Annotated in this window: 26 protein-coding genes; 10 read left to right on the forward strand and 16 right to left on the reverse strand. The window is 72.6% G+C overall.

The genetic code is table 11. From position 1 onward, the window contains the following. Positions 1-401 precede the first annotated feature (401 nt). The 3 genes from rlmN to HQQ79_RS18185 all read right to left on the reverse strand — a co-directional run bounded on the left by rlmN (position 402) and on the right by HQQ79_RS18185 (position 3,613). Positions 402-1,634 carry a 23S rRNA (adenine(2503)-C(2))-methyltransferase RlmN gene (rlmN, locus tag HQQ79_RS18175; protein WP_027465106.1) on the reverse strand — a complete coding sequence of 411 codons (1,233 nt, stop codon included), beginning with the start codon at positions 1,632-1,634 and terminating at the stop codon, positions 402-404. Between the two features lie 93 nt (positions 1,635-1,727). After that, the gene (locus tag HQQ79_RS18180) at positions 1,728-2,681 is read right to left on the reverse strand and encodes a C40 family peptidase (protein WP_173036213.1); all 954 of its coding nucleotides are present in this window, start codon (positions 2,679-2,681) and stop codon (positions 1,728-1,730) included. A 182-nt stretch (positions 2,682-2,863) separates the two neighbouring features. After that, a complete protein-coding gene (locus HQQ79_RS18185; protein ID WP_173036215.1) occupies positions 2,864-3,613 on the reverse strand; it encodes a pyridoxamine 5'-phosphate oxidase family protein in 750 nt (249 codons plus the stop codon). A 21-nt stretch (positions 3,614-3,634) separates the two neighbouring features. On the opposite strand from HQQ79_RS18185, the gene HQQ79_RS18190 reads away from it, so the two are divergent. Then, the gene (locus HQQ79_RS18190) at positions 3,635-5,092 is read left to right on the forward strand and encodes a PLP-dependent aminotransferase family protein (protein WP_173036217.1); all 1,458 of its coding nucleotides are present in this window, start codon (positions 3,635-3,637) and stop codon (positions 5,090-5,092) included. Between the two features lie 9 nt (positions 5,093-5,101). Here HQQ79_RS18190 and HQQ79_RS18195 read toward each other — a convergent pair whose 3' ends face one another. Together HQQ79_RS18195 and HQQ79_RS18200 are read right to left on the reverse strand one after the other, a co-directional pair. Continuing rightward, positions 5,102-5,617 carry a hypothetical protein gene (locus tag HQQ79_RS18195; protein ID WP_173036219.1) on the reverse strand — a complete coding sequence of 172 codons (516 nt, stop codon included), beginning with the start codon at positions 5,615-5,617 and terminating at the stop codon, positions 5,102-5,104. A gap of 85 nt (positions 5,618-5,702) precedes the next feature. Then, positions 5,703-5,897, reverse strand: a complete 195-nt coding sequence (locus tag HQQ79_RS18200) for a hypothetical protein (protein WP_173036221.1) — start codon at positions 5,895-5,897, stop codon at positions 5,703-5,705. Between the two features lie 122 nt (positions 5,898-6,019). On the opposite strand from HQQ79_RS18200, the gene HQQ79_RS18205 reads away from it, so the two are divergent. Further along, positions 6,020-6,370, forward strand: coding sequence for a GntR family transcriptional regulator (locus HQQ79_RS18205; RefSeq protein ID WP_027465110.1), 351 nt, complete (start codon positions 6,020-6,022; stop codon positions 6,368-6,370). Further along, positions 6,367-7,323, forward strand: coding sequence for a DUF1648 domain-containing protein (locus tag HQQ79_RS18210; RefSeq protein WP_254066391.1), 957 nt, complete (start codon positions 6,367-6,369; stop codon positions 7,321-7,323). Before HQQ79_RS18205 ends, HQQ79_RS18210 begins: the two co-directional genes overlap by 4 nt. A gap of 59 nt (positions 7,324-7,382) precedes the next feature. Here HQQ79_RS18210 and HQQ79_RS18215 read toward each other — a convergent pair whose 3' ends face one another. Beyond that, positions 7,383-8,144 carry an SDR family NAD(P)-dependent oxidoreductase gene (locus HQQ79_RS18215; protein WP_111058215.1) on the reverse strand — a complete coding sequence of 254 codons (762 nt, stop codon included), beginning with the start codon at positions 8,142-8,144 and terminating at the stop codon, positions 7,383-7,385. An 80-nt stretch (positions 8,145-8,224) separates the two neighbouring features. Between HQQ79_RS18215 and HQQ79_RS18220 the strand changes: the two genes are divergently transcribed. Then, positions 8,225-9,814, forward strand: coding sequence for a hypothetical protein (locus tag HQQ79_RS18220; RefSeq protein WP_173036223.1), 1,590 nt, complete (start codon positions 8,225-8,227; stop codon positions 9,812-9,814). Positions 9,815-9,846: 32 nt separating this feature from the next. Here HQQ79_RS18220 and HQQ79_RS18225 read toward each other — a convergent pair whose 3' ends face one another. From HQQ79_RS18225 to HQQ79_RS18250, 6 genes are read right to left on the reverse strand one after another with little or no spacing between them, the layout of a single operon-like run. Next, positions 9,847-10,764 (reverse strand): phosphogluconate dehydrogenase C-terminal domain-containing protein, encoded by a 918-nt coding sequence (locus HQQ79_RS18225; RefSeq protein WP_051596643.1) that lies wholly within the window; start codon positions 10,762-10,764, stop codon positions 9,847-9,849. Beyond that, a complete protein-coding gene (locus HQQ79_RS18230; protein ID WP_367948133.1) occupies positions 10,761-11,606 on the reverse strand; it encodes a sugar phosphate isomerase/epimerase family protein in 846 nt (281 codons plus the stop codon). The genes HQQ79_RS18225 and HQQ79_RS18230 overlap by 4 nt, the downstream gene beginning before the upstream one ends. After that, positions 11,603-12,424, reverse strand: a complete 822-nt coding sequence (locus HQQ79_RS18235; protein ID WP_173036225.1) for a triose-phosphate isomerase family protein — start codon at positions 12,422-12,424, stop codon at positions 11,603-11,605. Before HQQ79_RS18235 ends, HQQ79_RS18230 begins: the two co-directional genes overlap by 4 nt. Next, entirely contained in the window at positions 12,424-12,909 is a 486-nt protein-coding gene (locus HQQ79_RS18240) for a ribose-5-phosphate isomerase (RefSeq protein ID WP_027465116.1), read from the reverse strand. The genes HQQ79_RS18235 and HQQ79_RS18240 overlap by 1 nt, the downstream gene beginning before the upstream one ends. Before the next feature lie 25 nt (positions 12,910-12,934). Beyond that, on the reverse strand, positions 12,935-14,701 hold the full coding sequence (locus tag HQQ79_RS18245) for a dihydroxyacetone kinase family protein (RefSeq protein ID WP_173036227.1): 1,767 nt from the start codon (positions 14,699-14,701) through the stop codon (positions 12,935-12,937). After that, positions 14,698-16,116, reverse strand: coding sequence for an MFS transporter (locus HQQ79_RS18250; RefSeq protein WP_111024851.1), 1,419 nt, complete (start codon positions 16,114-16,116; stop codon positions 14,698-14,700). The genes HQQ79_RS18245 and HQQ79_RS18250 overlap by 4 nt, the downstream gene beginning before the upstream one ends. Before the next feature lie 286 nt (positions 16,117-16,402). Here HQQ79_RS18250 and HQQ79_RS18255 point away from each other — a divergent pair, with 286 nt between their 5' ends. From HQQ79_RS18255 to HQQ79_RS18270, 4 genes are all read left to right on the forward strand, one after another. After that, positions 16,403-17,152 carry a FadR/GntR family transcriptional regulator gene (locus HQQ79_RS18255; RefSeq protein WP_027465119.1) on the forward strand — a complete coding sequence of 250 codons (750 nt, stop codon included), beginning with the start codon at positions 16,403-16,405 and terminating at the stop codon, positions 17,150-17,152. Between the two features lie 188 nt (positions 17,153-17,340). Next, positions 17,341-18,021 carry a bifunctional 2-polyprenyl-6-hydroxyphenol methylase/3-demethylubiquinol 3-O-methyltransferase UbiG gene (locus HQQ79_RS18260; protein WP_173036229.1) on the forward strand — a complete coding sequence of 227 codons (681 nt, stop codon included), beginning with the start codon at positions 17,341-17,343 and terminating at the stop codon, positions 18,019-18,021. A gap of 10 nt (positions 18,022-18,031) precedes the next feature. Then, complete coding sequence (locus tag HQQ79_RS18265) at positions 18,032-18,841, forward strand: PmoA family protein (protein ID WP_173036231.1); 810 nt, start codon at positions 18,032-18,034, stop codon at positions 18,839-18,841. Further along, on the forward strand, positions 18,838-19,323 hold the full coding sequence (locus HQQ79_RS18270) for a tetratricopeptide repeat protein (RefSeq protein ID WP_173036232.1): 486 nt from the start codon (positions 18,838-18,840) through the stop codon (positions 19,321-19,323). The genes HQQ79_RS18265 and HQQ79_RS18270 overlap by 4 nt, the downstream gene beginning before the upstream one ends. 6 nt (positions 19,324-19,329) lie before the next feature. On the opposite strand, the gene HQQ79_RS18275 is transcribed toward HQQ79_RS18270, so the two are convergent. After that, positions 19,330-20,235 (reverse strand): AraC family transcriptional regulator, encoded by a 906-nt coding sequence (locus HQQ79_RS18275; protein ID WP_173036234.1) that lies wholly within the window; start codon positions 20,233-20,235, stop codon positions 19,330-19,332. Positions 20,236-20,345: 110 nt separating this feature from the next. On the opposite strand from HQQ79_RS18275, the gene HQQ79_RS18280 reads away from it, so the two are divergent. Then, positions 20,346-21,143, forward strand: a complete 798-nt coding sequence (locus HQQ79_RS18280) for an SDR family NAD(P)-dependent oxidoreductase (RefSeq protein WP_173036236.1) — start codon at positions 20,346-20,348, stop codon at positions 21,141-21,143. 551 nt (positions 21,144-21,694) lie between these two features. Here HQQ79_RS18280 and HQQ79_RS18285 read toward each other — a convergent pair. Both HQQ79_RS18285 and HQQ79_RS18290 read right to left on the reverse strand, forming a co-directional pair. Further along, positions 21,695-23,107, reverse strand: a complete 1,413-nt coding sequence (locus tag HQQ79_RS18285; protein WP_173036238.1) for a GAF domain-containing serine/threonine-protein kinase — start codon at positions 23,105-23,107, stop codon at positions 21,695-21,697. 229 nt (positions 23,108-23,336) lie between these two features. Continuing rightward, on the reverse strand, positions 23,337-25,256 hold the full coding sequence (locus tag HQQ79_RS18290) for a family 43 glycosylhydrolase (protein ID WP_173036240.1): 1,920 nt from the start codon (positions 25,254-25,256) through the stop codon (positions 23,337-23,339). Positions 25,257-25,360: 104 nt separating this feature from the next. Between HQQ79_RS18290 and HQQ79_RS18295 the strand changes: the two genes are divergently transcribed. Then, positions 25,361-25,966, forward strand: coding sequence for a dihydrofolate reductase family protein (locus tag HQQ79_RS18295; protein WP_173036242.1), 606 nt, complete (start codon positions 25,361-25,363; stop codon positions 25,964-25,966). A 12-nt stretch (positions 25,967-25,978) separates the two neighbouring features. Here HQQ79_RS18295 and HQQ79_RS18300 read toward each other — a convergent pair whose 3' ends face one another. Beyond that, entirely contained in the window at positions 25,979-26,467 is a 489-nt protein-coding gene (locus HQQ79_RS18300; RefSeq protein ID WP_173036244.1) for a hypothetical protein, read from the reverse strand. Positions 26,468-26,540 lie beyond the last annotated feature (73 nt).

Below are 26,540 nucleotides of genomic sequence, written 5' to 3' on the forward strand. Positions count from 1 at the left end.
GCTGTTGAGTTCTCAAGGACCAGACGCACTCCCCGCTCGACCCACAAAAGGTTCCGCCAGAGAGGCATTCGTCTTGTTCCACCGTCAGACACGTCGAATCACTTCGACTTCTTCGGGGGGATGTTGCCTGAGCGGGACCCCGTCCGGACTGCGCATCCAGGGCTTGCACCCTGTGACCGTCTCGGCCGTTCCGTTCTCCGCCTCAGCGGCAACGAGTGATTACTTTACACACGGCCCGGGGGCCCTGCCAACCGTCGTCCCTCCCGGGCGTGTCGCAGTCGGGTGAACGGCACGTGTCCCCCGGGTTTCCGGGGATCGACGGGGCGGGCGCGACCCCGGGAACGACGGAAGGCACGGTGCGAACCCGCACCGTGCCTTCCGAACGAACGAACTGGACCGACCTACTCGGCCGCTGCCAACTGCCCGCACGCCCCGTCGATCTCCTTGCCGCGGGTGTCGCGCAGGGTCGTCGGGATGCCGGCGGCGTTGAGTCGGCGGACGAACTCGTCCTGCACGTGCACCTCGGACGAGGTCCACACGGAGCCCGGCGTCGGGTTGAGCGGGATCGGGTTGACGTGCACCCAGCCCTTGCCGCGCTTGTTGAGCTTCTCGGCGAGCAGGTCGGCTCGCCAGGCGTGGTCGTTCATGTCCTTGATGAGCGCGTACTCGATCGAGACACGACGGCCCGTCTTCACGTAGTAGTTGTGGGCGGCGTCGATCGCTTCGTCGGCCTTCCAGCGCGAGTTCACCGGGATGAGCTCGTCGCGGAGCTCGTCGTCGGGTGCGTGCAGGGACAGCGCGAAGGTGAGCGGGATCCCTTCGTCCGCGAGCTTGATCATCGCCGGCACCAGGCCGACGGTCGACACCGTGATGCCGCGGGCACTCATGCCGAGACCGTTCGGCTGCGGTGCGACCATCAACCGCACAGCGTCCATCACCCGCTTGTAGTTCGCGAGCGGCTCCCCCATGCCCATGAACACGATGTTCGTCACGCGTTCGGCGTCGACGCGGTCGTGGCCACCCTTGCGGGGATCGCCCCCGAGCTCACCGGCGGCGATCGCGGCGTTGGCCCGGACGATCTGCTCGATGATCTCGGCGGTGGACATGTTGCGGGTCAGCCCTGCCTGGCCGGTGGCGCAGAACGGGCAGTTCATGCCGCACCCGGCCTGGGACGAGACGCACAGGGTGATGCGGCCCGGGTACCGCATGAGGACCGACTCGACCAGGGCGCCGTCGTGCAGCTTCCAGAGGAACTTGATCGTGTCGCCGTTGTCCGTCGCAAGCCGCCGGGTCTCGGTGAGGAGCGGCGGCAGCATCCCGGCGACGAGCTGCTCCCGCTGGGCGGCGGGCAGGTCGGTCATCTTGGCCGGGTCGGACGTGTAGTGCTGGAAGTAGTGGGTCGCGAGCTGCTTGGCGCGGAACCCGGGCAGGCCGAGTTCCTTCACGCGGGCCTCGCGTTCCTCGGCCGTCAGGTCGGCCAGGTGCACGGGCGGCTTGCCACGCTTCGGGGACGCGAACTGCAGCAGCGGGCGACCGTCGGTGTCGGTGGCCTGCTTCCAGCCCTCGGTGCGCGGGCGCACCTGCGGACGAGCAGACTGCTGCTGTTCGAACGGGGTGCGGGTGTCGGAAGCCATCACTCCAGGATACGGGAGGCCCGTGATCGGTGGGGACGCCCCGTCCGGGTGGTCCTGCTGGTCACCACCACGGCTGCACCACGGCTGGTCGGCTCAGCTGCCGGCGGGCAGGACGCGGGCGAAGTGGTGCGCCGCCGAGTACATCGGGACGATGTCGACGACCTCGCCCGGGTGCGGTGCCTGCAGCACGAGCCCCTGGCCGAGGTACAGGCCGACGTGGTCCTCGTCGTCGTACACGACGAGGTCGCCCGGCAGTGCCTCGGACTCGGGGATCGTGGTGGCGACGGCGTCCTGCGTCGGCACGTAGTGCACGAGCTGGATCCCCACCGCCTGGTAGGCGACCATCGTGAGCCCGGAGCAGTCGATGCCCTCGTGGCTCGCGCCGCCCTCGACGTACGGGTCCCCCATGTACTGCAGGGCGGTCTGCACGATCGTGGCCCGGTCGCCCCCGGCCGAGAGTGCGGCGGACAACGCGGACTGTGCCTGCGCGGTCGTCACCCCGAAGCGGAGGTCGAGCGTCGGGTAGGACACGATCGTCGTCGTGGTGGTCATGCCGTCGGTGGAGACCACGGGGACCTGGACGTCGTGCGCCACCGTGAAGGTCTGGGCGTCCTGCGCGGTGGTCGTGCCGGAACGGGTGTCCGCGGGCAGGGTGTCGGCGTTCGCGGGCAGGGCGAGCGTCAGGCTCGAGGTCACCGCGATCGCGGGGGCGAGCAGGATCGCCGCGCGCTTCGCGTTGGCGGAACGGCGGATGTGCCGCGGGTCGACGGCGCGCTCGGCACGCAGGGTGGCGGTCCGGCTCAGCACCGCGCTGCCGGCCGAAGACGCGACGGGGCCGGGACGCGGCTGCATCCGCACGGTCCGGGCCGGCTTCGGGTGCTCGACGAAGGTGGAGCGGGCGGCCGCGGGGCCGAGGGCCGAGCGGCGACCACGGGGACGGGACTGCTGCGTGTCCGGCGTCAGCGGCGCGGGGTCGACCGCGGGGTGCGTGTGCGTTCGCGCGGGCTGACGGTCGTCGGCTGCTGCAGGCAGGGTGTGGCGTCCCATGGGTCCTTCCGGGTCGGGACCACTCGGCGGTCCGGAAAGTAACGTATTGGTCACGGCGGTGCCCGCGGCTGGGCAGCGCCGGAGTGTTCCTGCGGCTGGTCACAGGAACGAGCACCGCTCGCAGGCCACTCCGACGGCGCGCACGGGCGTTCCGGAGCCGGCCCGCGGCGGTGGACCCGGGTTCAGACCGGCGTGACCCGCGTGACGGCGGCGATCCGGGCCTCCCGGTCGGCCGCCAGGCGGTCGAGGCGAGCCGACAGTGCGACGACCGAGGCGTCCACCGGGCTGTCCCCCGAGATGTCCCCCGGGATCGGGACCCCGGCGCGGACCGCGAGTGGCAGCACGCCCGCCCAGACGGTGTGGTCCTCACCGTCCGCCGGGTCCTCGCCGACACCGTGGGCTCGGACCTTGACGCTCGCGCGGTCGAGGGGCAGCTGGAGGACCTGGGTGGCGCGGACCTCCTTCGCGGTCATCTCGCGCACCTCGGCTCGGCGGCCCGGCATGAGGTGGTCGGCCACCTGCCAGAGGGCTTCGGTGCGCAGGTCGGTCGGCACCACCGTGGCGCGACCGGCGACCATCGCGCTGCGGTAGTTCGCCGAGCTGTCGTTGGTGGAGCGTGCGAAGACGAGACCGTCCAGGTGGGTGATGGTGGCGGCGACCGGCACGCCCTCCGCCCCGGCGTCGAGGAACAGCCCACCACCGGTCGAGCCGTGCAGCAGCAGGACGGGGCCGTCACCGAGGTCCCCGACGGCGCAGAGGAACGGCAGGACGACGGGCTGGCCACCGCGGACGATGCCGACGTGGGCCAAGTGCGCCTCGGCGAGGATCGCGTGCAGGACGGCGGGGGCGTCGGACTGGCGGTCACGTAGGCGACGGACGCGGAGCGAAGGGCCGTCGGTGGGCGGTTCCGATTCGGAGCTCGAGGTGGGCATGTCGTCACGCTAGGGTCAGCAGTGGTCCGGTGCCTGGACCAGATCGGGGCGATCACGATGGACCAGTCGAGCAAGGTGTCCGGTGTGGTGGCACGGGTGCGCGGGATGGTGCACGACGGCACCCTGCGCGAAGGCGATCCGCTGCCGTCGACGCGGGTGCTGGCGGCGGAGCTCGGGGTGGCCCGGGGCACCGTCGTCGCGGCGTACGAGCAGCTCGACGGCGAGGGGTACCTGCGGACGCGGCACGGTGCCCTCGCGCGGGTCGCGGCGGACCTGCACGGTCGGACCACGGGTGCGCCGTCGGCCGTCGGGACGGACACCGCCGGTTCCGGCTCCGGCGCGGTCGGCGTCGCGGCCGCTTCGCCGTCCCCTCCGCTCATCGACTGCCGTCCGGGCATCCCCGCGGTCACCGCCATCCCGCAGCGGGACTGGCGGGCAGCCTGGCGCGCAGCGGCCTCGGCCCCGCTCCGGAACGCGATCGCGGACCCGCTCGGCTCCCCCGATCTGCGGGCACAGGTCGTCGCCCAGCTCGGCCTGACCCGCGGGTTCACGGCGACGATCGACCGGGTGCTCGTGACCGCGGGGACCTCGGAGGCGCTGTCGCTCGTCACCGAGGCGCTGCGGGGGCTGCTGGGTCGCGCTCCCGTCGTCGCCGTCGAGGACCCCGGCTACCGCACCGGACACCGTGCGATCACGAGCGCTGGTGGGTTCCTGGTGGGCGTCCCGGTCGGCGAGGACGGCCTCGACCTCGACGCGCTCGAGGCCGCCGGACCGGTCGACGCCGTCCTGGTCACCCCGACGCACCAGTACCCGCTCGGGTCGGTGATGCCCGTCGCCCGGCGCCGGCGGCTGCTCACCTGGGCCGCCACCACCGGCACCGTGGTGGTGGAGGACGACTACGACTCCGAGTTCCGGCACCGCGGCGCGCCCGTGCCCGCGCTGGCCGCACTCGACGCCGAGGGCGTGGTGCTGCACGTCGGCGGCTTCTCGAAGACGCTCGACCCCCGGCTGCGCTGCGCGTACGTCGTGCTGCCGACGGTCGCAGCGACGGGTTCCCCGGTGACGGAGGCGGTGCTCGCCGCCCGTCGGGCTCGTGATGCGGTCGTCGCCGAACCGGTGCAGGCCGCGCTCGTGCACCTGCTGCGGACGGGTGCGCTGCGGCGGCACCTGGGTCGAGTGCGTCGCGACTACACGCACCGCCGGGCCCGGATCGCGGATCGGCTCGGCGACGTCGCCGGCCTGGAGGCCCGTGCTCTGAACGGCGGACTGCACGCGGTGGTCACGTGGTCGGGTCCGACCACCGGGGCGGAGATCGCGCGTCGGTTGGCGGACGCCGGGGTGCTCGTCGCGTCGCTCGAGGAGTACGGGCTCGCGCCGGGCAGCACGCCGCCGGGCATCGTGTTCGGCTACGGCGCCGTGACGATGCCGGAGCTCGACCGCGCGCTCGACGCGCTCGTGACGGCGGTCACGGGACCCTGATCCGGGTCGTCAGCCGCCGTACTGGGCGGTGCCCACGACGTTCGACCCGGCACCCCGGCACGCGGTGATCAGGGTCCGCCCGACGAGTTCCCATTCGGGAGTCATCTCGAGCGCCGGCCCGGACTTCGGTGCGGGGTGCGCGTCGAGGTACTCGTGCGCGTAGTCGATCGCGTCGTCGAGCTCCTCGTCGGTGCTCGACAGGTGCTCGTAGCCGAAGCGTTCCGCCGCGATCAGTGCCTGGTACTGCGCCTCGGAGAGATCGCCCTGGCTTCGCCCGACCGTCGCGTTCAGCGAGATCGTCGTCAGCGCAGTGATCTGGCCGCAGATCGCCGCAGCACTCCGGTCTTCCTCCATCGGGTCCGTCGCACCGCGCACGGGCTGGGCCTCCGTTGTCTCCGAGGTCGGCGTCGGGGTCGACGTCGACACCGCCGCTGTGCCGGAACCGGCCGAGCAGCCGGCGAGGGAGCCGGACACGAGGACCGCGCTCACGACGACCAGGGGCAGTGCGGACCGGAAGGAGACCATGGACGTCATCGTGGCAGCACCCTCGTGCCGTTCGCGTCGTCGTGTCCCGATCGAGACCTCGTCGAGACCGGATCGTGAGCTTGCGTCAACGGGACTCGGCGGTGCCGTTCTTCCGGGCGTTCACGAGGTCGGCCAGGGACGGCTCACCGGCGTCGCCGGGCAGTGCGTGTCCGCGGCGGGCGGCCTTGCGGACCTGTCGGTAGGTGGTGACGCGCAGGGGGTCCACACCGTCGGCGGACTCGTAGTTCGACGGGGCAGTGGTGGTGGGCGATTCGGTCATCGCGACGGACGGTACGCGTGCCGGGAGCCGCGGAACCACGTGCTGCGTTCCGCGGCCAAACTGAGTCCGAACGGGTGGAGCAGCCCTGGTGCGATGTCGGATTGTTCGCATAGAATGCGAACATGTTGATCACCGTCGACCCGCAGGCGCGAGCGACCTTGGCGGAACAGGTCGCCACCCAGATCCGGCACGCGATCGCCCGCGGCGAGCTGCGGAACGGCGAGCGGCTGCCCGCTGCGCGGGACCTCGCCGCCTCGGTCGACGTCAACATGCACACCGTCCTGCGCGCCTACGCGCTCCTGCAGGAGGACGGACTGATCGAGTTGCGGCGCGGCCGCGGCGCGACGGTCCTGCGATCGGGCAACGCCTCGTTCGACCGGTTGCGCACGCTCGTCGACGAGCTGCGCGACCAGGCGGACACCCTGGGTGTCTCGCTCGACGACCTGTTCACGATGATCAAGGGGGCACGATGACGACTCGACCGATGACCACGGGCACACGGCTGGCCGTGACGGCACCAGGGCTCCTGGTCGCGGTGGGACTGGTGCTCACCGCGGTCCTCGCGGCGTCCACCATGCCCGCGCGGATCGCGATCCACTTCCGGACGGACGGCACCGCGGACGGTTGGGGGTCACCGTGGACGGCTTTCTGGGTCACCCTGGCGGTGGCACTGGTGGCCGTCGTCCTCGCGTTCTCCGCGCTGCGCTGGCGCGACAGGCGGACAGCAGCCACCGTGCTGCTCGTCGCGAACCTGCTGGCCGGGACCCTCGGCTCGGCCTGGGTCGTGCTCGCGTGGACGAACACGGCCGGCGACGGCACCCTGTCCCCCTGGTGGACGGTCCCGTTCCTGCTCGTCGCCGTGGTGGTCGCCGCCGTCCCCGTGCTCGCACTGTTCCGGGTCGCTGCACCCGTGCCGGCCCACGAGGTCGCTCCCCTGGTGGTCGGGCCCGACACCCGCGTCGCCTGGCGCGCACGCGTCGGCAGCCGGTGGTTCGCGGTGATCGGGGCGGTCGTCGTGGTCCTCGGCGTCGGCACCGCCGTCTGGACGGCATCGGCCGGGGTGACGACGGCGGTCGTCTCCGGACTGGCGATGGTGATCGCGGGGATCGCCGTGCTGGTGCTGGCGCGGGTGGAACTCACCGTCGACCGTCGCGGCATGCGGCTCACGTCCACCTGGACGAGGATCCCCCTCATGCGCGTCCCGCTGGAGCGCATCGAGTCGTGCGGGTGGGAGCAGGTGACCCCGGGCCAGTGGGGCGGCTGGGGCTACCGGATCTCGGGCCGCGGCGTCGCCTACGTCGTGCGGTCCGGGCCGGGGCTGGTCGCGCGGCTCCGCGGCGGGCAGGCGCGGATGGTGACCGTGCCCGACGCTGCGGGCGGTGCCGCAGCCCTGGGCGCACTGCTCGCCGGGCGCGAGACGGCCTGACGGGGCCGCACCGGGCCTCCAGGGCGGTGCGGCGGGTCCGGCAGCGGGCGTGAGACGGGTCAGAGGCTCGTCATACCACCGTCGACGCGGAACTCCGCTCCGGTGGCGTAGGACGACTCCGCACTGGCCAGGTAGACCATGATGCCGGTGACGTCGTCGGGGGTGCCCGGGCGTCCGAGGGGCGTGCGGGCGACGATCGCGGCTCGGGCCTCGGGGTCACCGGAGATCGCCGACACGAGGCCGGTCTCGGTGTAGCCCGGCACGACCGTGTTCACCCGGATGCCGTCCCGCGCGTAGGCCATCGCGGTCGCCCGGACGAGTGCGTGGATGCCGCCCTTGGTCGAGGAGTACGCCGCGAAGTCGGCGCCCTCGCCATTCAGGCCGGTCGGCGACCCCGTGGCGATGACCGACCCGCCGGTGCCGCTCGCGAGCATCACCCGGACGGCGTGCTTGATCGTCAGGAACGTGCCGGTGAGGTTGACCGCGACCGTGCGGTCCCAGGTCTCCAGCGACAGGTCGGCGACCTTCGCGTCGTGACCGAACAGCTGCACACCGGCGTTCGCGACCACCACGTCGGGGCTCGCACCACGGTCGGCCAGTCCGGCGAACCCCGCGGCCACGCTCGCCTCGTCGGCGATGTCCATCGTCAGGCCGATCGCGGTCGGGCCGGCTGCGGCGGCGGCACCGGCGGCCGCATCGGCGTCGCGGTCGGCGTAGACGACGGTGGCCCCCTCGGCCACGAACCGGTCAGCGATCGCGCGGCCGATGCCGGACCCCGCTCCCGTGACGAGTGCGGTCCGGCCGTCGAGTCGTGCGGTCATGTGGGACTCCGTCCTCGGAGCAGCGCTGCTCCGTCACACCCATCATTGCCCAACCGGTTGACCGGTGCTAGGCATGCACCATGACTGCGACGTCGAACGACGAGATCGTGTCCGTCGGGCCCTGGCGTCTGGCCCTGCGCGGAGCCGAACTCGCCGACGTCACGTTCCGGGGCACGCTCGTCCTGCGCGCCATCCGGTTCGTCGTCCGCGACCACGACTGGCGCACCGCCGACGACACCGTGCTGACACGCACGGTGGACGGTGACGATGGGCGCATCCGCATCGAGACCAGCGCACGGTACGACGGCGTCGAGGTCGTCCGCACCGTCCTCGAGGTCACGGTCGACGACGACACCCTTCGGGTCGCCGCGGTCGGGACGGTCACGCGGGCCTTCCGCCGCAACCGCATCGGGCTCGTCGTCCTGCACCCGCCGACCCTGGCCGGGCAGCCGCTGACGGTGCGGCACCCGTCCGGTGGCGGCACCGCGACGGCGTTCCCGTTCTGGATCGCGCCGCACCAGCCGGCCGTCGACGTCGCCGGGCTCGACTGGGCGGCGGGTCCGGTCGCGCTGTCGCTCGACCTGACCGGCGACGTGTTCGAGACCGAGGACCAGCGGAACTGGACCGACGCCTCGTTCAAGACGTACTCGACGCCCCTCGCCGAGCCGTTCCCGGTCGCGAGCACGCCGGGGACGACGGTCCGGCAGGGGCTCACCCTGCGTGCGACGGCGGGCGGTCCAGCAGGTGGTCCGGGCACCCGGTCGCCAGGCGCGGCCTCCCCCGCCCCGGACCTGGCGGCGCTCGACGGGCCCGGTGCCGCGGTCACGCCGCCGCCGACACTCCAGCTGCTCGCGGGTTCGGCACCGGTCGCTGCGCGCCCGGACGACGCCGACCTGCTCCGCGGGTTCCCGATCCTGGTCGAGCCGACCCTCGGCGCCCCGAACGTCGAGGCGGTGCTCGCCTCGGCCCGCCAGGACGCGGGTGGCGCTCCCCTGGACGTCCGGTTCGTCACCGACGACCCGGTGCTGCTGCGCGCGGCGATCGACGCGGTGCTCGAGGGCGGGCCGGTGGCGCGCGTCGGGGCGTTCGACCCGGTGTCGCACGCGACGACGCCGGCGCTGCAGCGGGCACTGCGCGAAGCGGTGGCAGCGGTCGGCGCGCTGGAGGTCGTCGCCGGTACCCGGGCCCACTTCACCGAGCTGAACCGCTCGATCGCGGTGTTCTCGGGTTGGGACGGCCCCCTGACCTGCAGCGTGACGCCGCAGATGCACGACCGGTCGCCCGAACAGGTGACCGAGTCGATCCGGATGCAGCGCTGGGTGGTGAGCAGCGCCTCCAGGCTGGCCGCCGGCAGGGCGCTGCACGTCGGACCGGTGACGCTGCGGCCACGGTGGAACGCGGTGGCGACGGCGCCGACCCGGGTCGTGGCGGACGCGACCGTGGAGCACGGCTACGGCCCGGAGACCGTTCCGGACGCGACGGACCCGGCGCAGCACACGTCGGCCGCCGCGCGGTGGTTCGCCCACGCGGTGCGGGCGCTGACCGTGCCGGGCGTGGCCTCGATCACGCTGGCCGAGGCGTGGGGGCCGCGGGGGTTCGTGTCCGCCGACGGCACGGGGAACGCCCCGCCGGAAGGGGGTCGGCGGGGCGTTCCGGTCCGGGCGCGCTGACGGGTCGGCGCGGTGGTCGGTGGCGGTCCGGCTCAGCGCCGGACGGCGTCGATCTTGAGCATCTTCGCGATGACCGAGTCGAGCTCGCTGTCGTCGAAGACCTGCTTCCAGTCCTCCTTGATGAGCTTCTCGCGGCCGTAGCCCATCGCGATGTGGCAGGCGTCGGAGAACGGGTTCGAGCCGCGCAGGCCGTTGGTCAGCGCGATCCACGTGTGGCCGTAGAGCATGGCGCGGGCGGCCTCACGGGGCACGCCGACACCGGTGACCGTTTCTTCGAGGGCGTCGTTAAGGAAGTCGCCGATCATGCAGGCGATCGTCTCGACCAGGGTCGGCTCGAGCACGGCCAGCTGCTTCACCGTGACCCAGTGCACCTGGATGACCGGGGCGTACATCGTGGTGATGACGGCCTCGGCGACGGCCTTGGCGCGGTCGCCCTCGTCGCCGAGCGACTCCGAGGCGTCGAAGGCCGCGATGACCTCCTGCGGGGCGGCGATGCCACCGAAGGTGTCGTCCCACTCGGCCTTGGTGGTGCGCTCGAGGAACACCGACGGGTGGCACGGGTGCGCCACGGCGTAGTGGATGTCCTCGCGCTTGGCGAGGAGACCCGCGTAGGCGGCGGCCGGGTCGAGCGTCAGGATGCTGGCGCCTGACTTCATGACGGGGACGAGCTGCTCGGAGATGGTGCCGAGCAGGACGTCCGGGACGGCGAGGATGACGACGTCGGCGGCCTTCGCGGCGTCGAGGCTGTCGGTGATCTCGCGGCCGAGGGCCTGGATGCGCTCCTGGCCGGCGGGCGAGGCCTCGCTGTAGAGGGTGGTGTACTCGCTCTTCGCGAAGTTGTTCGAGACGCGGGTGCCCATCTTGCCGCCGGCACCGATCACGGCGACGGTGACGTCGGCCGTGCCGGATCCGGCAGCGACGGTGTGGGGGGTGGTGACGGTGTCGGTCATGATTCCTTGCTCCTGATGTACTCGATGGTGTGTTCGGTCCACGCCGCTTCGATGCGGGTGGTGGTCTGTGCGGGGGTCTCCCCCGGCAGCGGTTCGGCGCCCGCGTACTCGTCCTGCCACGGCAGCCAGAACTCGATGACGCGGTTGATCGCCCGGGTGTCGGGCTCGACCGCGGCTCGGACGGCGGTGTAGTCGAGGATCCCGGTGCCCGTGCGGACGCCGGTGTACTGGAAGCCGACCCAGCCCGGTGAACGGGTGAAGGCGGAGTCCTTGACGTGCCAGTTGACGACGTGCGGAGCGGTCATCGCCACGACGTCACCAGGGTGTTCGAGCCGGGCGACGGTGTTCGCCGGGTCGAGGCAGACGCCGAGATTGTCGGAGCCGATCGCCCGGACGACCGCGACGAGGTCGGCGGTGGCGACGACCTCGTAGGTCTCCAGCGCGAGGGTCACGCCCGCGCGCTCGTAGGCGGGGAGCGCCTGCCGCAGGCGTCGTTCGGTCTCGGCCGCGTCGGGCTGGTCGTCGCCGCTCGTCCACATGCTCCGCACGAGCGTTGCGCCGAGCTGCTGCGCGACGTGCAGGTACCGGGCGAGGTGCTCCGGCCGGGTGCCGCGGGTGCCGACCTCGAGCGTGAGACCGAGGTCGACGGCCAGGGACCGGATCGAGGCCAGGCGCTCGTCGGTCGCGGTGTCGAGCGGCAGGTGGTCGCAGATCTGGAACAGGTCGACGCCGTCGTGCGACGCGGCGTCGCGCAGGGCGTCGTCGAGAGACATCGGCGACGGGACACGGTCGGACATGCGCCAGAAGTAGGCGTAGGTGGAGAGACCGAGCAGGGAGGTCACGCCGGTGCTCCGTCCTGCGACGCGGCCAGCGCCTCGGCTTCGTCGAGGATCGTGCTGATCGCCTCGGGGTCGTGGGCGAAGCGGCCGAGGAACAGGCCGCCGATGCGTCCGGCACCCCGGGTCAGCAGGCCCGGACCGGCACTACCGCCGTAGATCGCGACGGAGCCGGCGAGCTCCGGCCGGGTCGCCAGGTGCTGCTCGATGCCGGCCAGGACCGCGACGATGTGCCCGTCGGGCGCGGGCTGCGGGGCACCGATCGCCCACACCGGCTCGTACGCGGCGATGAGCGGTCCGGCGATGCCGTCGGCGGTCGCGGTCGCCAGGAACCGGTCGAGCTGCGCGGTGACCTCGGCGATCGCGGCCGCGGGGTCGCCGTCGGCAGCGCGCTCGGTCTCGCCGATGCAGACCAGGGGCCGCAGGTGGTTGCGGTACGCCGCGCGCACCTTGCCGGCGATCTCGTCGTCCGTCTCGTGGAACAGGGAGCGGCGCTCGGCGTGTGCGATCTCGACGAGGTCGACCCCGATCTCACGGAGTTCGGCGCCGGAGACCTCGCCGGTGAAGGCACCCTCGTCGGCCCAGGCGAGGTCCTGGGCACCGAGCAGCACCGGAGCGCCTGACCCGGTCAGGATCGCTCGGACGGGGACGAGCGACGGGAACGTCGGCACCACGAAGAGCTCGACCGCGCCGGACCGCACCGCCGGGTGGCTCCGGGCGATGTCGGCCACGGCGGCCGCCCACTCGAGCGTCCGGGCATGGCTGAAGTACATCTTGAGCGACACCCCGATCGTCACCGGGGCGGCCGCCGTGGTCGCGGGCATCAGGCGTCGGTCCCGACCGGGGCGGAGCCGTCGTAGGCACAGATCGCGTTGACCTTCTCGGCGCTCGCGCTCGTCCGGTCGAAGGTGTAGCCGAGCCACTCCTTCGCCATCCGGCGCGCGACCTCGACCCCGACGACGCGCTGGCCCATGCAGAGCACCTGGGCGTCGTTCGACAGGATCGAGCGCTCCACCGAGAACGAGTCGTGCGCGGTCACGGCACGGATACCGGGGACCTTGTTCGCCGCGATCGCGACGCCGAGGCCGGTGCCACAGATCAGGATCGCGCGGTCGGCCTCGCCGTTCGCCACCAGACGGGCGGCGTCGACGGCGACGTGCGGGTAGGCCGTGTGGCCGTCGGCGTCCACGCCCACGTCGACGACGGAGGCCACGCGGGGGTCCTTCGCCAGGTCGGCCTTGATGACCTCCTTGTAGTCGAAGCCGGCGTCGTCCGAACCGACGACGATGCGGAACTGCTGCTCACTCATGCGGGTGTGCCTTTCGTGGTGGGGGTCAGGCGGGGACGGCGATGGTCGAGCGGACAGCGGCGGTGATGAGCGCGAACGAGATCGCGCCGGCGTCCGGGGTGCCGACGGCGTCCTCGCCGTGGGTGCGGGCGCGGCCCATCCGGGGCAACAGGTCGGCCGTGGCGTCCGCCGCGGTCTGTGCTGCGGCCGAGGCGGCCGACCAGGCGTCGACGAGTTCGTCGCCGGCGTCGACCCGGGCGGAGAAGACCTGGTCGAACGGCACGAGCGCGTCGACCATCGTCTTGTCGCCGGGGACGGCTCCGAAGGCCAGGACGGCTTCGGCGGCGGCGTGCACCGCGCTCTGGACGGTGGCGGGTGTCGGACGGGACTCGTCCCCGAGGACGCGACCCAGGGCCTCCAGGGCGGCACCCCAGATCGCACCGGACGTCCCACCGGCCTTGTCGGACCACGCGTCGCCGGCGATCGCGAGGACCGAACCGGCGCCGGCGCCACGGGCGGCGGCGTCCTGTGCCGCACGGTCGGCGGCGGTGGAGCCGCGCTGCATGCCGATGCCGTGGTCGCCGTCACCGGCGACGGCGTCGATGCGGCCGAGCTCGTCGGCGTGGTCGTCGATGGTGGCGCGGATCGCGGTTATCGCGCTCGCGACGCGGGCAGCCGAGGCCTGGGACTCCTCGGTGCCGGGCGTCACGGGCACGACCACGCCGGCTTCGAGCACCTCGACCGGCACGGGCTGCTGCGGGACGGCGCCGCCCTTGCGGTACGCCGGGGCGTCGGCGGGGGCGGCCCAGAGCTGCTCGAGTTCGTCGTCGAGCCAGAACAGGGTGAGCGAGACGCCCGCCATGTCGAAGCTCGTGACGAGTTCGCCGACCTCGGGCTCGACGACGACGATGCCGGCCTCGGTGAGCTTCCGCTGGACGGCGCCGAAGACGACGAAGAGTTCCTCGTACTTGACCGAGCCGAGGCCGTTGAGGATCGGGACGACGCGGGGGCCGGCGGGTGCTGTTGCGGCGTCTGGTGCGGTGCCGTGTGTTGTGGTGCCGGTGCCGGTGTCGTCGGGTTGCTCGGTGAGGAGCTTGTCGACGAGCAGGTCGGCCAGGCCGTCCGCGGTGGGGACGTCGGCTTCGGCGATGCCGCGTTCGCCGTGGATGCCCATGCCGATGGCCATGCGCCCCTCGGGGACGGTGAAGAGCGGCTCGTCGGCGCCGGGCAGGGAGCACCCCGAGAACGCGACCCCGAAGCTGCGGGTGCGGGCGTTGGCCCGGGCCGCGATCGCGGTGACCGCGTCGAGGTCGTCGCCGCGCTCAGCGGCCGCGCCGGCCACCTTGAACACGCAGAGGTCCCCCGCGATGCCGCGGCGCTTGTGTGCCTGGTCGGCGGGCGCGGACGCGACGTCGTCGGTCACGCGGACCGTGCGGACGTCGATGCCCTGCGCTTCGAGTGCCCGTGCCGCCGCGTCGAAGTTGAGGACGTCGCCGGCGTAGTTGCCGTAGCTCAGCAGCACGCCGCCGCCGTGCTCGGACGCCCTCGCGACCGCGGTGACCTGCTGGGCACTCGGGCTGGCGAACAGGTTGCCCATCGCGGCACCGGCCGCCAGGCCGTGCCCGACGAGGCCACCGAAGGCCGGGTAGTGGCCGGAGCCACCGCCGACGACGAGCGCGACGGTGCCCTCGGGGCTGGTGGTGGAGCGGGCGACCCCGCCGTGCACCTTGCGCACCCGGGCGCGGTTGGCGGCGACGAAGCCGTCCACCATCTCGTCGGCGAAGTCCGCGGGGTCGTTGAACAGGCGGGTCATGCGCCGGCCTCCTTCGCGATGGCGGTCGGTCCGTCCGTGGCGGCGACCGCGGTGTCGGCTCCGGACGCCGCGGCAGCTGCTTCGTTGCGCTTCGTGTTCCGGCCGAGCACGAACATCAGCACGCTCGACAGCACCATGAAGAAGCCGACGATGAACATCGGCACCTGGTACCCGCCGGTCCACTCGCTGACCGCACCCGTGATGTACGGGGCGGCGAACCCACCGAGGTTGCCGACGGTGTTGATGAGGGCGACCCCCGCGGCTGCGGCGGCACCGGTCAGGAACTGCGTCGGGACCGTCCAGAAGTTCGGCAGGGCCGCGAAGATCGCACACGCCGTGATCGCGATGACCGCGACGGTGGCGGCCGGGCTGTTCATGTAGAGCGCGACCGGGATGCTCAGGCCACCGACCAGGGCCGGGACGGCGATGTGCCAGACCCGGACGCCACGACGGAAGGCGTCACGCGACCAGAAGTACAGGACCACCGCGGCGGGCACGTACGGGATGGCCGTGATGAGGCCCTTCTGGAACAGGTCGAACGTGGTGCCGAACTGCTCCTGGAAGCCGTCGATGATCGTCGGCAGGAAGAAGCTGAGCGCGTAGAGGCCGTAGATGAAGCCGAAGTACACCGCGGCGAGCATCCAGACGCGGCCGGAGCCGAAGGCCGCACGCAGGCCGCCCTTGCCGTGACCGTCCCCGCCGCCCTTCGCGGCGCTCTCGGCGGCGAGCGTCGTCTCCAGCCAGACCTTCTCGTCCTCGTCGAGCCACTTCGCCTGCGACGGCTTGTCCTTGAGGACGAAGAGGCACAGGACGCCGACGATGATCGCCGGGATCGAGACGCAGAGGAACATGAAGCGCCATCCGGCCAGGCCGCCGAGGATCCCCTCGTGGGTCATCAGCCAGCCGGCGAGCGGGGAACCGATGACGCTCGTGAGCGGCTGCGCCAGGTAGAACAGCGCGAGCATCTTGCCGCGGTGACGGGCCGGGACCCAGGTCGACAGGAACAGGATCGCGCCGGGGAAGAAGCCGGCCTCGGCGATGCCGAGCAGGAAGCGCAGGCCGACGAGCTGCGGGTAGTTCTGCACCCACGTGAAGAGCAGGGACACGATGCCCCACGTGATCATGATGCGGGCGAGCCAGATCCGGGCGCCGAACTTGTGCAGCGCCAGGTTGGACGGCACCTCGAGCACGAGGTAACCGATGAAGAACACACCGGACGCGAAGCCGAACTGGGCGGCGGTCAGGCCGAGGTCGGCCTCCATGCCGTTGGGGGCGGCGAAGGAGATCGCGGTGCGGTCGAGGAAGTTGATGAAGAACATCAGTGCCACGAACGGCACGATGCGGATCGCGATCTTGCGGATGGCCGTCTTCTCGACGACCGAGGTGGGGATGCCTCGCGTGGCGGGGATGTCCACGATGACTCCTGCTCGGTGGGGGTGGTACGACTCCCGTCCTGGCGGCTGCGCCGGGACGGTCCTGGCGGCCGGGCCGGGATGTTCCGGTCGGCTTCGCCGGGATGTTCCGTGCTGCTGCGCGGATCGGGAGCGGGCGCATCGGTGCGCCTGATCCAGTGTGCGTCGCGGTCGGTCAACTTGTCAACCGGTTGACCATTCCGCGCGTTCCGCGCTGCTTCTTGCGTAATGTCGGCCGCCTCAGCGCCGCTCCCCACGCAACCGGTTGACCGACCGGTACGCTCACTGCATGCCCGCGTTCAGCCCGGACGACCCCCTCAACATCCGACTCGAACTCGAGTCCGTGCCCGTCGGGTCCCCCGCCTCGGTGGTCGCCCGACAGCTCGTCTCGCTGCTCACCGCCGGCGAGCTGGCCCCCGGCTCACGGCTGCCCTCGGAGCGGATCCTGTCCGAGCGGCTCGGCGTCGGACGCTCGGCCGTCCGTGAGGCCCTCGCCGCCCTCGAGATCCTGGGCATCGTGCAGATCCGCCCCGGCTCGGGCACCTACCTGCGCGGAGGCACCTCGGACCTGCTCCCGACGACCCTGTCGTGGGGCCTCATGCTCGCGTCGAACCGCACCCGCGAGCTGCTCGAGATCCGGTCCTCGCTGGAGCGTACGGCCGCGATCCTCGCCGCGCAGCGCGCCACCGACGAGCAGATCACCGAGCTCGGCGAGTACCTGGTCCGGCAGGAGGCGACGCTCGACGACCCGCAGGCCTTCATCGACGCCGACGTCCGGTTCCACGTCCTGCTGGCGCGGGCGTCCGGCAACGACGTGCTCGCCGACCTGCTGCAGAGCCTGCGTTCGATGCTGAGCGTCTGGGTCGCGCGGCGCGTGCAGACCAGGCAGGCGACCGAGGCCGCGTTCCACGAGCACCGCGCTGTCTTCGAGGCCTTGCGCGTCCGCGACGTGTCCGCCGTGCAGCGCGCGATGGACGCGCACATGGCCACGGCGAGCGCCCGCATCGAGCACGCCGAGCCGCTGCCCGCCGACGAGTAGGGGGGCGCTCGCGGTCGCTCGTTCGCTTCGTGAGCAGGAATGGTCGGGTCCGTCGAGCCGACCCGACACCTTCTGCTCACGATCGGGGCGGACGGGAGGCCCGACATGCGCCCGCCTCGCACGGTGCGGTGTTGCCGGGTCGGCAACACCGCTTGGGTCCGGCCCGGCACGTGCGCTGGAGTAGCTGCATGCACACCCACCACGACGGCTCCGCCGCCGGATCTGCCACCGATGCCACTGCCGCGCCCTCCGCCCGGGACTGGTGGGAGGCCCGCTACGCCGAGCGCGACGGCATCTGGTCCGGCCGGGTGAACGCCGTGCTCGCATCGGTGACGTGGGGGCTGCCGGTGGGGCGGGCGCTCGACCTCGGCTGCGGCGAGGGCGGCGACGTGGTGTGGCTCGCCGAGCAGGGCTGGGACGTGACGGGCATCGACCTGTCCGTGACGGCGCTCCAGCGTGGTTCGCGGGCTGCCGTCGCCGCCGGGGTCCAGGAGCGGACGGCGTTCGTCGCCGCTGACCTCGGCCGGTGGGACACCGCCGCGCGGTTCGACCTGGTGACCGCGTCGTTCCTGCAGTCGTGGCCGGTGGAGATCCCCCGAGCCGACATCCTGCGTCGGGCCGCCGGCTTCGTCGACGTCGGTGGGCACCTGCTCGTCACCGCACACGCCGCTCCCCCGCACGACGACCTGCCGCCCGAGCTGCGGGAGTACCGGTTCCCCGCGCCGGCCGATGACCTCGCCGCCCTGCAGCTCGACGACCGGTGGGACGTCCTGGTCGCCGAGGTCCGGCCGCGCACCGCGCCGACACCGGAGGGTGATCCGCACGAGGTGCTCGACAGCGTCGTGCTCGCCCGACTGACGCGCGGGTAGCGTCGGTGGTGTGAGCACCGACGACGGCATCCGCGCACTCGTCCTGGACGGCGTCGAGGTCGCCGTCGAACGCAGCGGCGCCGGCACGATCGCCACGTCGTCCCCTCGGCCGTACCTGCACCCGGTCCGGACCCTCGGCGGCACCGTCGTCAGCGCGCACCACCCCGGCGACCACGACTGGCACTGTGGCGTCGGTGTCGCGATCCCGGGCGCCGACGGCGTGAACTGCTGGGGCGGCCGGACCTACGTCGCGGGGCTCGGCTACGTGTGGCGTGACGACCACGGCTCGGTCGATGTCGTGCACGCGGAGCAGCACGACACGATGTCCGCCGAGGCACTCGTCTGGCGGGGCCCGGACCGCACGGTGGTCCTGCGCGAGGACCGCACCCTGCGCTGGCGCGCGGTCACCAGCGGGTGGGAGCTGTCCTGGTCGTCGTCGTTCCGCACCCCGGGTGACACCCCGGTGCACCTCGGGGGCCCGGGCAGCAACGGCCGAGCCGGAGCCGGCTACGGCGGCTTCTTCTGGCGGTTCGCCGAGTGCACGGGGGTCGTCGTCCGGACCGCCGACGCCGAGGGCGAGACCGCCGTGCACGGCTCGGTCACACCCTGGATCACCTGGTCGGCGGTGTTCGACGGCGGTCCGGCGACGATTCGGATCGAGGCCGTCGACCACCACGACCCCTGGTTCGTCCGCGCTGAGGAGTACCCCGCGATCGGCTCGGCCCTGGCGTGGGACACCCCCGCCGTCGTGCAGCCCGGCGAACCGCTGGTCCGCTCGTTCCGCGCGACGATCACCGACGGCGGTACGCTGCCTGGATGAGCACCGGGGACTGGGAGTCACGCGTCGCGGCGCTGTGGGACGACGAGACGATCGACGACCAGCAGCGGATCGAGCGGATGCGCGACCTCGCCGCCGACGCTCCGCACGCCGCGCTCGGCGCGTTCGAGCTCGGGGGTGCCTTCGACTCAGGCGGACACGAGGCCGATGCCGACGTGCAGTACGCCGCCGCGACCGCAGCCGGCCTGGACTCCGTCGACCCGGACCGCGCAGCCAGGATGGTCGTCCAGCACGCCTCGACCCTGCGGAACCTCGGCCGGATCGACGCGGCCATCGCGATGCTCCGCGACGCGCCGGAGCACCCGGCCACCGGGGCGGCACCGCACGTGTTCCTCGCGCTCGCCCTGCACAGCGCGGGACGCTCCGCCGAGGCGCTGCGCGTCGCGATCGAGGCCGTCGAGCCGACGCTCCCCCGGTACCACCGGTCCGTCCGTGCCTACGCTGCGGCCCTCACCGAGGACTGACGCGCGTCAGGCGATCGCGACCTCACCCCGTGCGAGCAGTGCACGGGCCCGACCGGCGTCGGCAGCCGGTGGCCGGCCGTGCAGCGCGCGGTAGTCACGCGAGAAGTGCGAGGCGCTCCGGTACCCCACCGCCGCCGCAGCCTGGGCGGCGGTGTCACCGAGCACGATCATCCGCCGCCGGGCCTCCCCCAGACGCAGCCGCCGCAGGTACTGCACGGGGCTCATGCCGGTGACCTGCCGGAAGCGTGCGAACAGTGTCGACTCGCTCGTCCGGACCGCTGCAGCCAGGACCGCCACCGACCACGGGTCCGCCAGCCGTTCTGTGAGCAGGGCGGTTGCCGCGGCGACGACGTCGCCGTCCCGGTTGCCGATCGCGGCCAGGATGCGCGGTGCCTGGTCCGTCTGCAGCAGGCGGAGCACCACCTCGCGGGTGACGAGCGGGGCGAGGACGGCCATGTCCTCCGGAGCATCGAGCAGTCCGACGAGTCGGGCGAACGCGTCCGCCAGGGCCGGGGTCCAGCTGCCGAGCCGTGCCGGCGGCGCCTCGTCCTGGTGCGGGCGGGACATCGCCGTCGCGACCTCGGCCACCACCGCGGGGTCGAGCTGCCAGACGACCGCAACGAACCCCGCGGGTGGTTCGACCTCGACCACCCCGGCGATCACGGGCAGGTCTACGGGCGTGATGATGAAGCGTTCCCGACCCCAGAGCTGGTCGTCGTCCCCCACTATCGAGCGCTTCCGTCCGGCGAGCACCACCGACACCGACGGCGTGTAGCGCTGGTACCCGAGGTCGGTCGGACGGTCGACCCGGGCCAGGCGGAGGCCGAGCCGTCCGGCGCGTTCCATGTCGTCGAGGTGGGCGAGGACGCTCTGCAGCGCACGGTCCAGCCGGTCCGAGGTGACGTCGTCCATGTGCCCATTCTGTCGAGGCATCCGACGCGAGTGGTGCCCGTGCGGGATCCGGCAAGCACTCCGGAGTCCTGGGCAATCACCGCCGGGTCCGTCGGACCGAGCATCGGAGCATGCAGACCAACGAAGCACTCCTCGACTCCCTGACCACCGACGACCGACTGGTCGGCCGCACCGCGCTGGTGACCGGCGCCTCGAGCGGCATCGGTGAAGCCGTCGCCCGTGTCCTCGCCGCCTCCGGCGCCACCGTCGCGGTCGCCGGCCGCGACCCGGAGCGCACGCAGGCCGTGGTGGACACCATCACCGCGTCCGGAGGCACCGCCGTGGCCGTGATCGGCGACCTGAACACCCACCCCGACGCGGTCCGTGACCTCGCCGCCCGCGCCACCGAGGCCCTCGGCGGCCGGGTCGACGTACTCGTCAACAACGCCGGCGTCTACCCGGTCGGCCCCACCGCGCTGCTCGCCGACGAGGACGCCGAAGCCCTCTGGGCCACGAACGTCCGCGCGCCGCACGTGCTGGTCGGAGCGCTGGCCCCTGCGATGGTCGAACGCGGCTCGGGCGTCGTCGTGAACATCGGCTCGTGGATGTCCCGCGTCGGTGTCCCGTTCACGGCGCTCTACCCGGCGACGAAGGCCGCGGTCGAGCAGCTGACCCGCGCCTGGGCAGCCGAGTTCGGACTGCACGGCGTCCGGGTGTCGACCGTGTCGCCCGGGGCCACCGCGACACCGGGCAACGCAGACTCGCACGACGTCCTCGCGCAGATGACGGCGGTCACCCCCGCCGGAGCACCCGTCCGCCCCGTCGACGTCGCCTTCGCCGTGCGCTGGCTGGCCTCCGACGAGGCGACCTTCGTGCACGGCGCCACGATCGACGTGGACGGCGGCCTGGCCGCGACCCGCCTCGGCTGAGCGCGCGCCGCACGAACGGGCGGAACACCCGGGTCAGCACACGGAGGCACCCCGACATTCCGCCCGCTCGGCAGCACCAACCGACGCGCACGAACCCCCACCACCACGAACGGGCGGAACACCCGGGTCGACACACGGACACACCCGGGCATTTCGCCCGCTCGGCAGCGCCAACCGTCGCGAGAGAACCCCCACCACCACGAACGGGCGGAACACCCGGGTCGGCACGCGGAGGCACCCGGGTATTCCGCCCGCTCGGCAGCGCCAACCGACGCGCACGAACCCCCACCACCACGAACGGGCGGAACACCCGGGTCGGCACACGGAGACACCCGGGCATTCCGCCCGCTCGGCGGGAGTCGGTCAGCGGCGCAGCGGATCCGCGAGTGGTCACGACGCACCGCTGGCGGGTGGTCGAGCGGTCACGGACCGTCGCGCGTGAGCGCGCCAGGCGACGGATCGTGACCGCTCGGCGGACGGCGTGGGCGCGGCGGTGGGCGCGACCACCACGCGGTCGGGAGGCGCGGTGCGGGCTGGCACCGGGCCTCCAGTCAGGCGGTGTGGTCGCCGACCACCCGTGGGACCGGCAGCGAGTCGCTGGTCGTGCGCAGGGACTCCTGACGGATCTCGAGCTGCGAGACGGCGAGCGCCGCGAGGTCCCGGAGGTTCGCGAGGTCGTCCTCGGTAGCCTGCCGCGGGCGGGTGTCGAGGACGGCGAGGGTCCCGATCGGTGCGCCGTCGTGCTTCACGAGCGGGACGCTGACGTAGAAGCGGATGCCGAGCGGGCCGGTGACCAGGGGGCTGTTCCGCATCTCGGGGTGCGCGGAGCCGTCCGGGATCACGACGGGGACGGGGACCGGGGCGAATCCGTTGCGGAAGCTGATGCTGCGGGCTGCCTCGTCGATGCCCTCGGCGATGTACGACTGGGACCACTCACGGTCCTCGTCGAGGACCTCGACCAGGGCGATCGGTGCGTCGAAGAGCCGGGCCGCCATCGCCGTGGTGCGCTGCAGCGACTCGTCGGGCAGGGTGTCGAGGGTCGCCGGGCGGTCCGTCTCGGGGCGCATCGGTACCGGAGCCGTCTCGTCGGTCGGCTCGACCACGTGGTCGCTCGTGGCGGTCTCGGCGATCACGACGTCGCGGAGCATCGTGACCAGCTCGGCGCCGAGCGGGCGGGCCGCGGGGTCCTGCGCGGTCATGGCACGGAGCAGGTGCTTCCAGTGCTCGGGCAGGGGCTCGGGGACCACGGGGTCGCGGGACAGCCGGGCGACGGCGGACTCGACGAGCGAGCCCGGGAACTCGCGACGGCGGGTGAAGCACTGCAGCAGCACGAGGCCGAGCGAGTAGACGTCGCTCGGCGGGCCGACCTCGCCGCCGCGCGCCTGCTCGGGGCTGAGGTACGCGGCGGTGCCGGTGGTCACGCCGTCGGCGGTCAGGCGTTCGACGCCGGCGGCGAGCGCGATGCCGAAGTCGGTCAGGCGCGCGCGGGCCCGGTCGGAGCCGTTGCCGTAGTCGACGAGCAGGATGTTCGACGGCTTGATGTCGCGGTGCACGACGCCGTGGGCGTGGATGTAGTCGAGGGCCTCGGCCATGTCGTAGCCGATCTCGGCGATGTGCCGCGAGGCAAGCGGGCCGACGGCCAGGCGCTCCTCGAGGTCCTGCCCGACGACGAGCGACATCACGATGTAGCGCTGCTGCGTGCCGTCCTGCCCGGTGACGACACCGGCATCGAGCAGGCTGACGAGGTTGTGGTGCTCGAGCGACGCCAGCACGCCGAGTTCGGCTTCTTGCCGGGCGATGTCGACGATGCCCGCGTGGAAGAGCTTGATCGCGACCGGGCGGTGCAGGCTCTCGTCCACACCCCGGTAGACGACGGACATGCCGCCCTGCCCGATCGCTTGCTCCACGCGGTACCGACCGTCGAGCAGCGGCGCGCTCGCGTCGTGTTCTTCCGTCGGGATCATCCAACCCTCGTTCTCGGCTCCGGCACCAACGATGCATCTTCGCATCCCGACGGGTACCTCGTTGACGGGTGACGTTTCGCGGCTGAACGGGGCCGTGCGGCGGCGGTGCCGTGCGGCGGCGCGGCCGCGCGTCGCGGCCGTGCGCGTGCAAGACACCGGTGTTCGCGGGTCGAACACGCGCAGACCGCGGTTCAGCCTGCGAACACCGGTGTTTTGCGCGCCCACGCCGTCAGCGACGCGTCGCGACCGTGCTCACGCGGAGGTCCTGGAAGGTGCTGGTGAAGCCGGAGCCTCCGAGCGAGATCAGCCCGACCCGGGGCGCACTGCCGAGGTCCGCCGTCCACGTCCCACCCCGCACGAAGTGCCGCCCGTCCAGGCTGGTGTAGGCCGTGTACCGGTCCTCACCCCGGACCTCGCGGTGGACGATCCGGAGCGTGGTGGTGTCCCCGACCGGACCGACGACCATGTTCCCGTAGCTCGGCGCCCCGGCCGGTTGCCCGGACACCTGCTTGCCGAACTCGGTCTGGCGCGTGTTGAAGATCGAGTTCGACGTGAGCCGGACGTAGTTGCCGTCGTCACCCCAGACGATCAGGCCGCCCTGCACGTAGTTCAGGCCCTCGCCGGTGGCCGGAGTGTCCACCCCGACCGTGGTCTGGAGCCCGTAGTCACCACGGGGCGCCGGTTCGGACAACACCGATGCGAGCGGCGTCGCCGGCGGGTGGATGTCGGCGTCCTGCGTCTGCCAGCGGAACGTGCCGTCGCCGACGGTCCAGGTGGACGGGTCAGGCGCACGCGTCCACGTGAGCGCGGCGGGCAACGCGGCACCGTCGAAGGAGGTCGACAGCCCGCGGATCGTCCGACCCGGCACGTCGAGCGGGGCGGTGGATGCCCGGTACGTCGGCCGTTGCCCGGGCTGGGCGACCGGCCCCGGCTGCACCGTGTCGGACGGCCCGGCACCACCGCGGACGACCGGCCAGCCGCCCCGCCAGTCGAGGGGGTCGATCAGCGCCGGCCGCTTCGTGTAGGTCGGCTGCCCCGCGTAGTACGGGTCGTTGCGGTCGGCCGCGTGGTAGATGATCCAGTCCTGGCCGGCGAAGTCGGTGACCACGGTGTTGTGACCGGTACCGACCCACCGGTTGCCGTTCTGCGCGAGCAGGGGCGTGCCGCCGACCCGGGTGCTCGTGATCGCCACGCCGTCGCGGTCCGTGAACGGCCCGAGCGGGCTCCGTGACCGGGCGACGAAGACGCCGTAGCCGGTGAGCGCGCCGTTGCAGCAGTTCGTGGCGGAGCCCATGAAGTACCACCAGCCGCCGTGCCGCATCAGGTACGCGCCCTCGTAGCGGTTGTCGATCGCGATCTGCCGCTCGGTCGACGGGTCGGAGCGCAGGCCGTCGGCGCTGAGCCGTCGGACATTCACGCCGCCGAAGTAGCTGCCGAAGTACAGGTAGGTCGTGCCGCCGTCGGTGATGACCTCGGGGTCGAAGGCCCACCGCGCGCCGTCGCCGTTCGGCGCGGTCTGCGGTGCCACGACGGGGCCGCCGGAGTCCTTCCACGGACCCGTCGGGCTCGAGCTCGTCGCCACCCCGACCGCGGAGCCGCCGCCGCTCGGCCCCGTCGCCGACGGGGTGTCCGACGCCGCGTAGTACAGGTACCAGGTGCCGGCCCGGCCACGGTCCCCGGCGCGGTACACGACGTCCGGCGCCCAGATCCCGTTCGCGTCGCCCACCCAGGCGGGCTTCGTCGGGAACGCGTCGTTGACGTACGTCCAGTGGGTCAGGTCGGTCGACCGGTACGTGGGCACCGCGTGCTGCACGAGGGATCCGTCGGGGTTCTGCTCCGTCGCGGTGAGCGCGTCGGTGGTGCAGTACAGGTACCAGTTGCGGTCGCGTCCGGCTCCGTGGATCACGGTCGGGTCCGCGCAGCTCGCCGCCGTCTGCCCGTCCGGCAGGCCGAGCGCGACCGGGTTCTGGTGGCTGGGTGCCGCGCGGCCGTGCCGGCCCGCGGCGCTCGACGCCACGGTCGTGGTGGTGGTCTCCCGGGTGGTCCCGCCCGGCACCGCGGACGCATCCGCTGGTGCCGCCTGGAGGCCCGTGGTCGCGACGCCGAGGAACGTCACGACGGCGAGGAGTGCGGTGGACGATCGGCGCATGCCTGACCTGCTCTCGTCGTTGAGGGAGGTGCTGCTTAAGGGACTGCGGGTGTCGACGGGCGACGTGCGCGAGCGTACGCTCGGCTCGACGAAGGAGTCATGCCATGCCCGCGAGGTTCGTCTACTGGATCAACGTCTCCGTCGACGGGTTCGTCGAACGGGCCCCCGGCGAGCACGACGGCCTGGACGGACCCGACTGGATCCGGATCGACGAACCGCTGCACCGCGAGTTCAACGCCCGCGCCGCCGCGATGACCCTGTCCGTCGAGGGCCGGGTGGTGCGCGACATGATGGACCCGTTCTGGCCCGACGCCCGGCACGACGAGTCGATGCCGCAGTACCTGCGCGAGTACGGCGAGATCTGGACCGCGCAGCCGAAGATCCTGGTGTCCCGCACGCGGACCACCGCCGACCACGACACCCGGGTCATCGGTGGCGACGGCGACGCGATCACCGAGCTGGCCGCGATCCGTGCCTCCGGCGAGGGCGACATCGGCGTGGGCGGACCGAGCATCGCGAGTCAGCTGCTCGATGCCGGGCTGCTCGACGAGGTCATGCTCTTCACGCACCCGTCGGTGCTCGGCGCCGGCCGCCCGTTGTTCGATCCGCCGCGCTCGGGGCACCGCCCGCTCGTGCAGCTCGACCTGCTCGAGCAGCAGCGCTACGAGAACGGCGTCACCCTGCACCGGTACGACGTCCGGCGGTCCTGAGCGCTCGCTCGGTCAGTCCTCGACGGGCTCCGCGCCGATCACGCGGACGTTCCAGGCGCTGTCGCGGTCGCTGTCGAACCCGTTGAAGGAGATGCTGTCGACGTCGGCACGCCAGGTTCGCCGCAGGTCGATGCGTTGCTCGCCGTCGCCGCAGGGCAGCGCCTCGGTGATGTCGTTCCGCGACGTGCTCCCGGAGACGACCATGACGGAACCGCTCATGTGCCCGTCACCGAAGCACGAGAACTCGAGGTGGTCGACCGTTTCCGGGTGCGCGAACGTGATCGTGACGCCACGGTCGATCTCGTCGTCGTTCCCCGTCGCGCTCTGCCGGGCGGATTCCTCGGCGTACATCGCCCCGAGATCCCGGTCCGAGTGGGTGGCCATCTGGCGCTTCTCCCAGGCGTGCAGCGCCGCCTCGTCGACGGGCGGCGGCCCGGAGCAGGCGGCGAGCAGGAGCACACCCGCGATCGCGGGCAGGAGCAGGGCGGGGACGGAACGCACGCTGTGAGCCTAGTGACGCGGTGGACCCGCACCGCGGAACGACGGGAGGCGCGGTGCCAGCTGGCACCGCGCC

The organism is Curtobacterium sp. VKM Ac-2852 (assembly GCF_013205045.1).
In the GTDB taxonomy this organism is placed as follows: domain Bacteria; phylum Actinomycetota; class Actinomycetes; order Actinomycetales; family Microbacteriaceae; genus Curtobacterium; species Curtobacterium flaccumfaciens.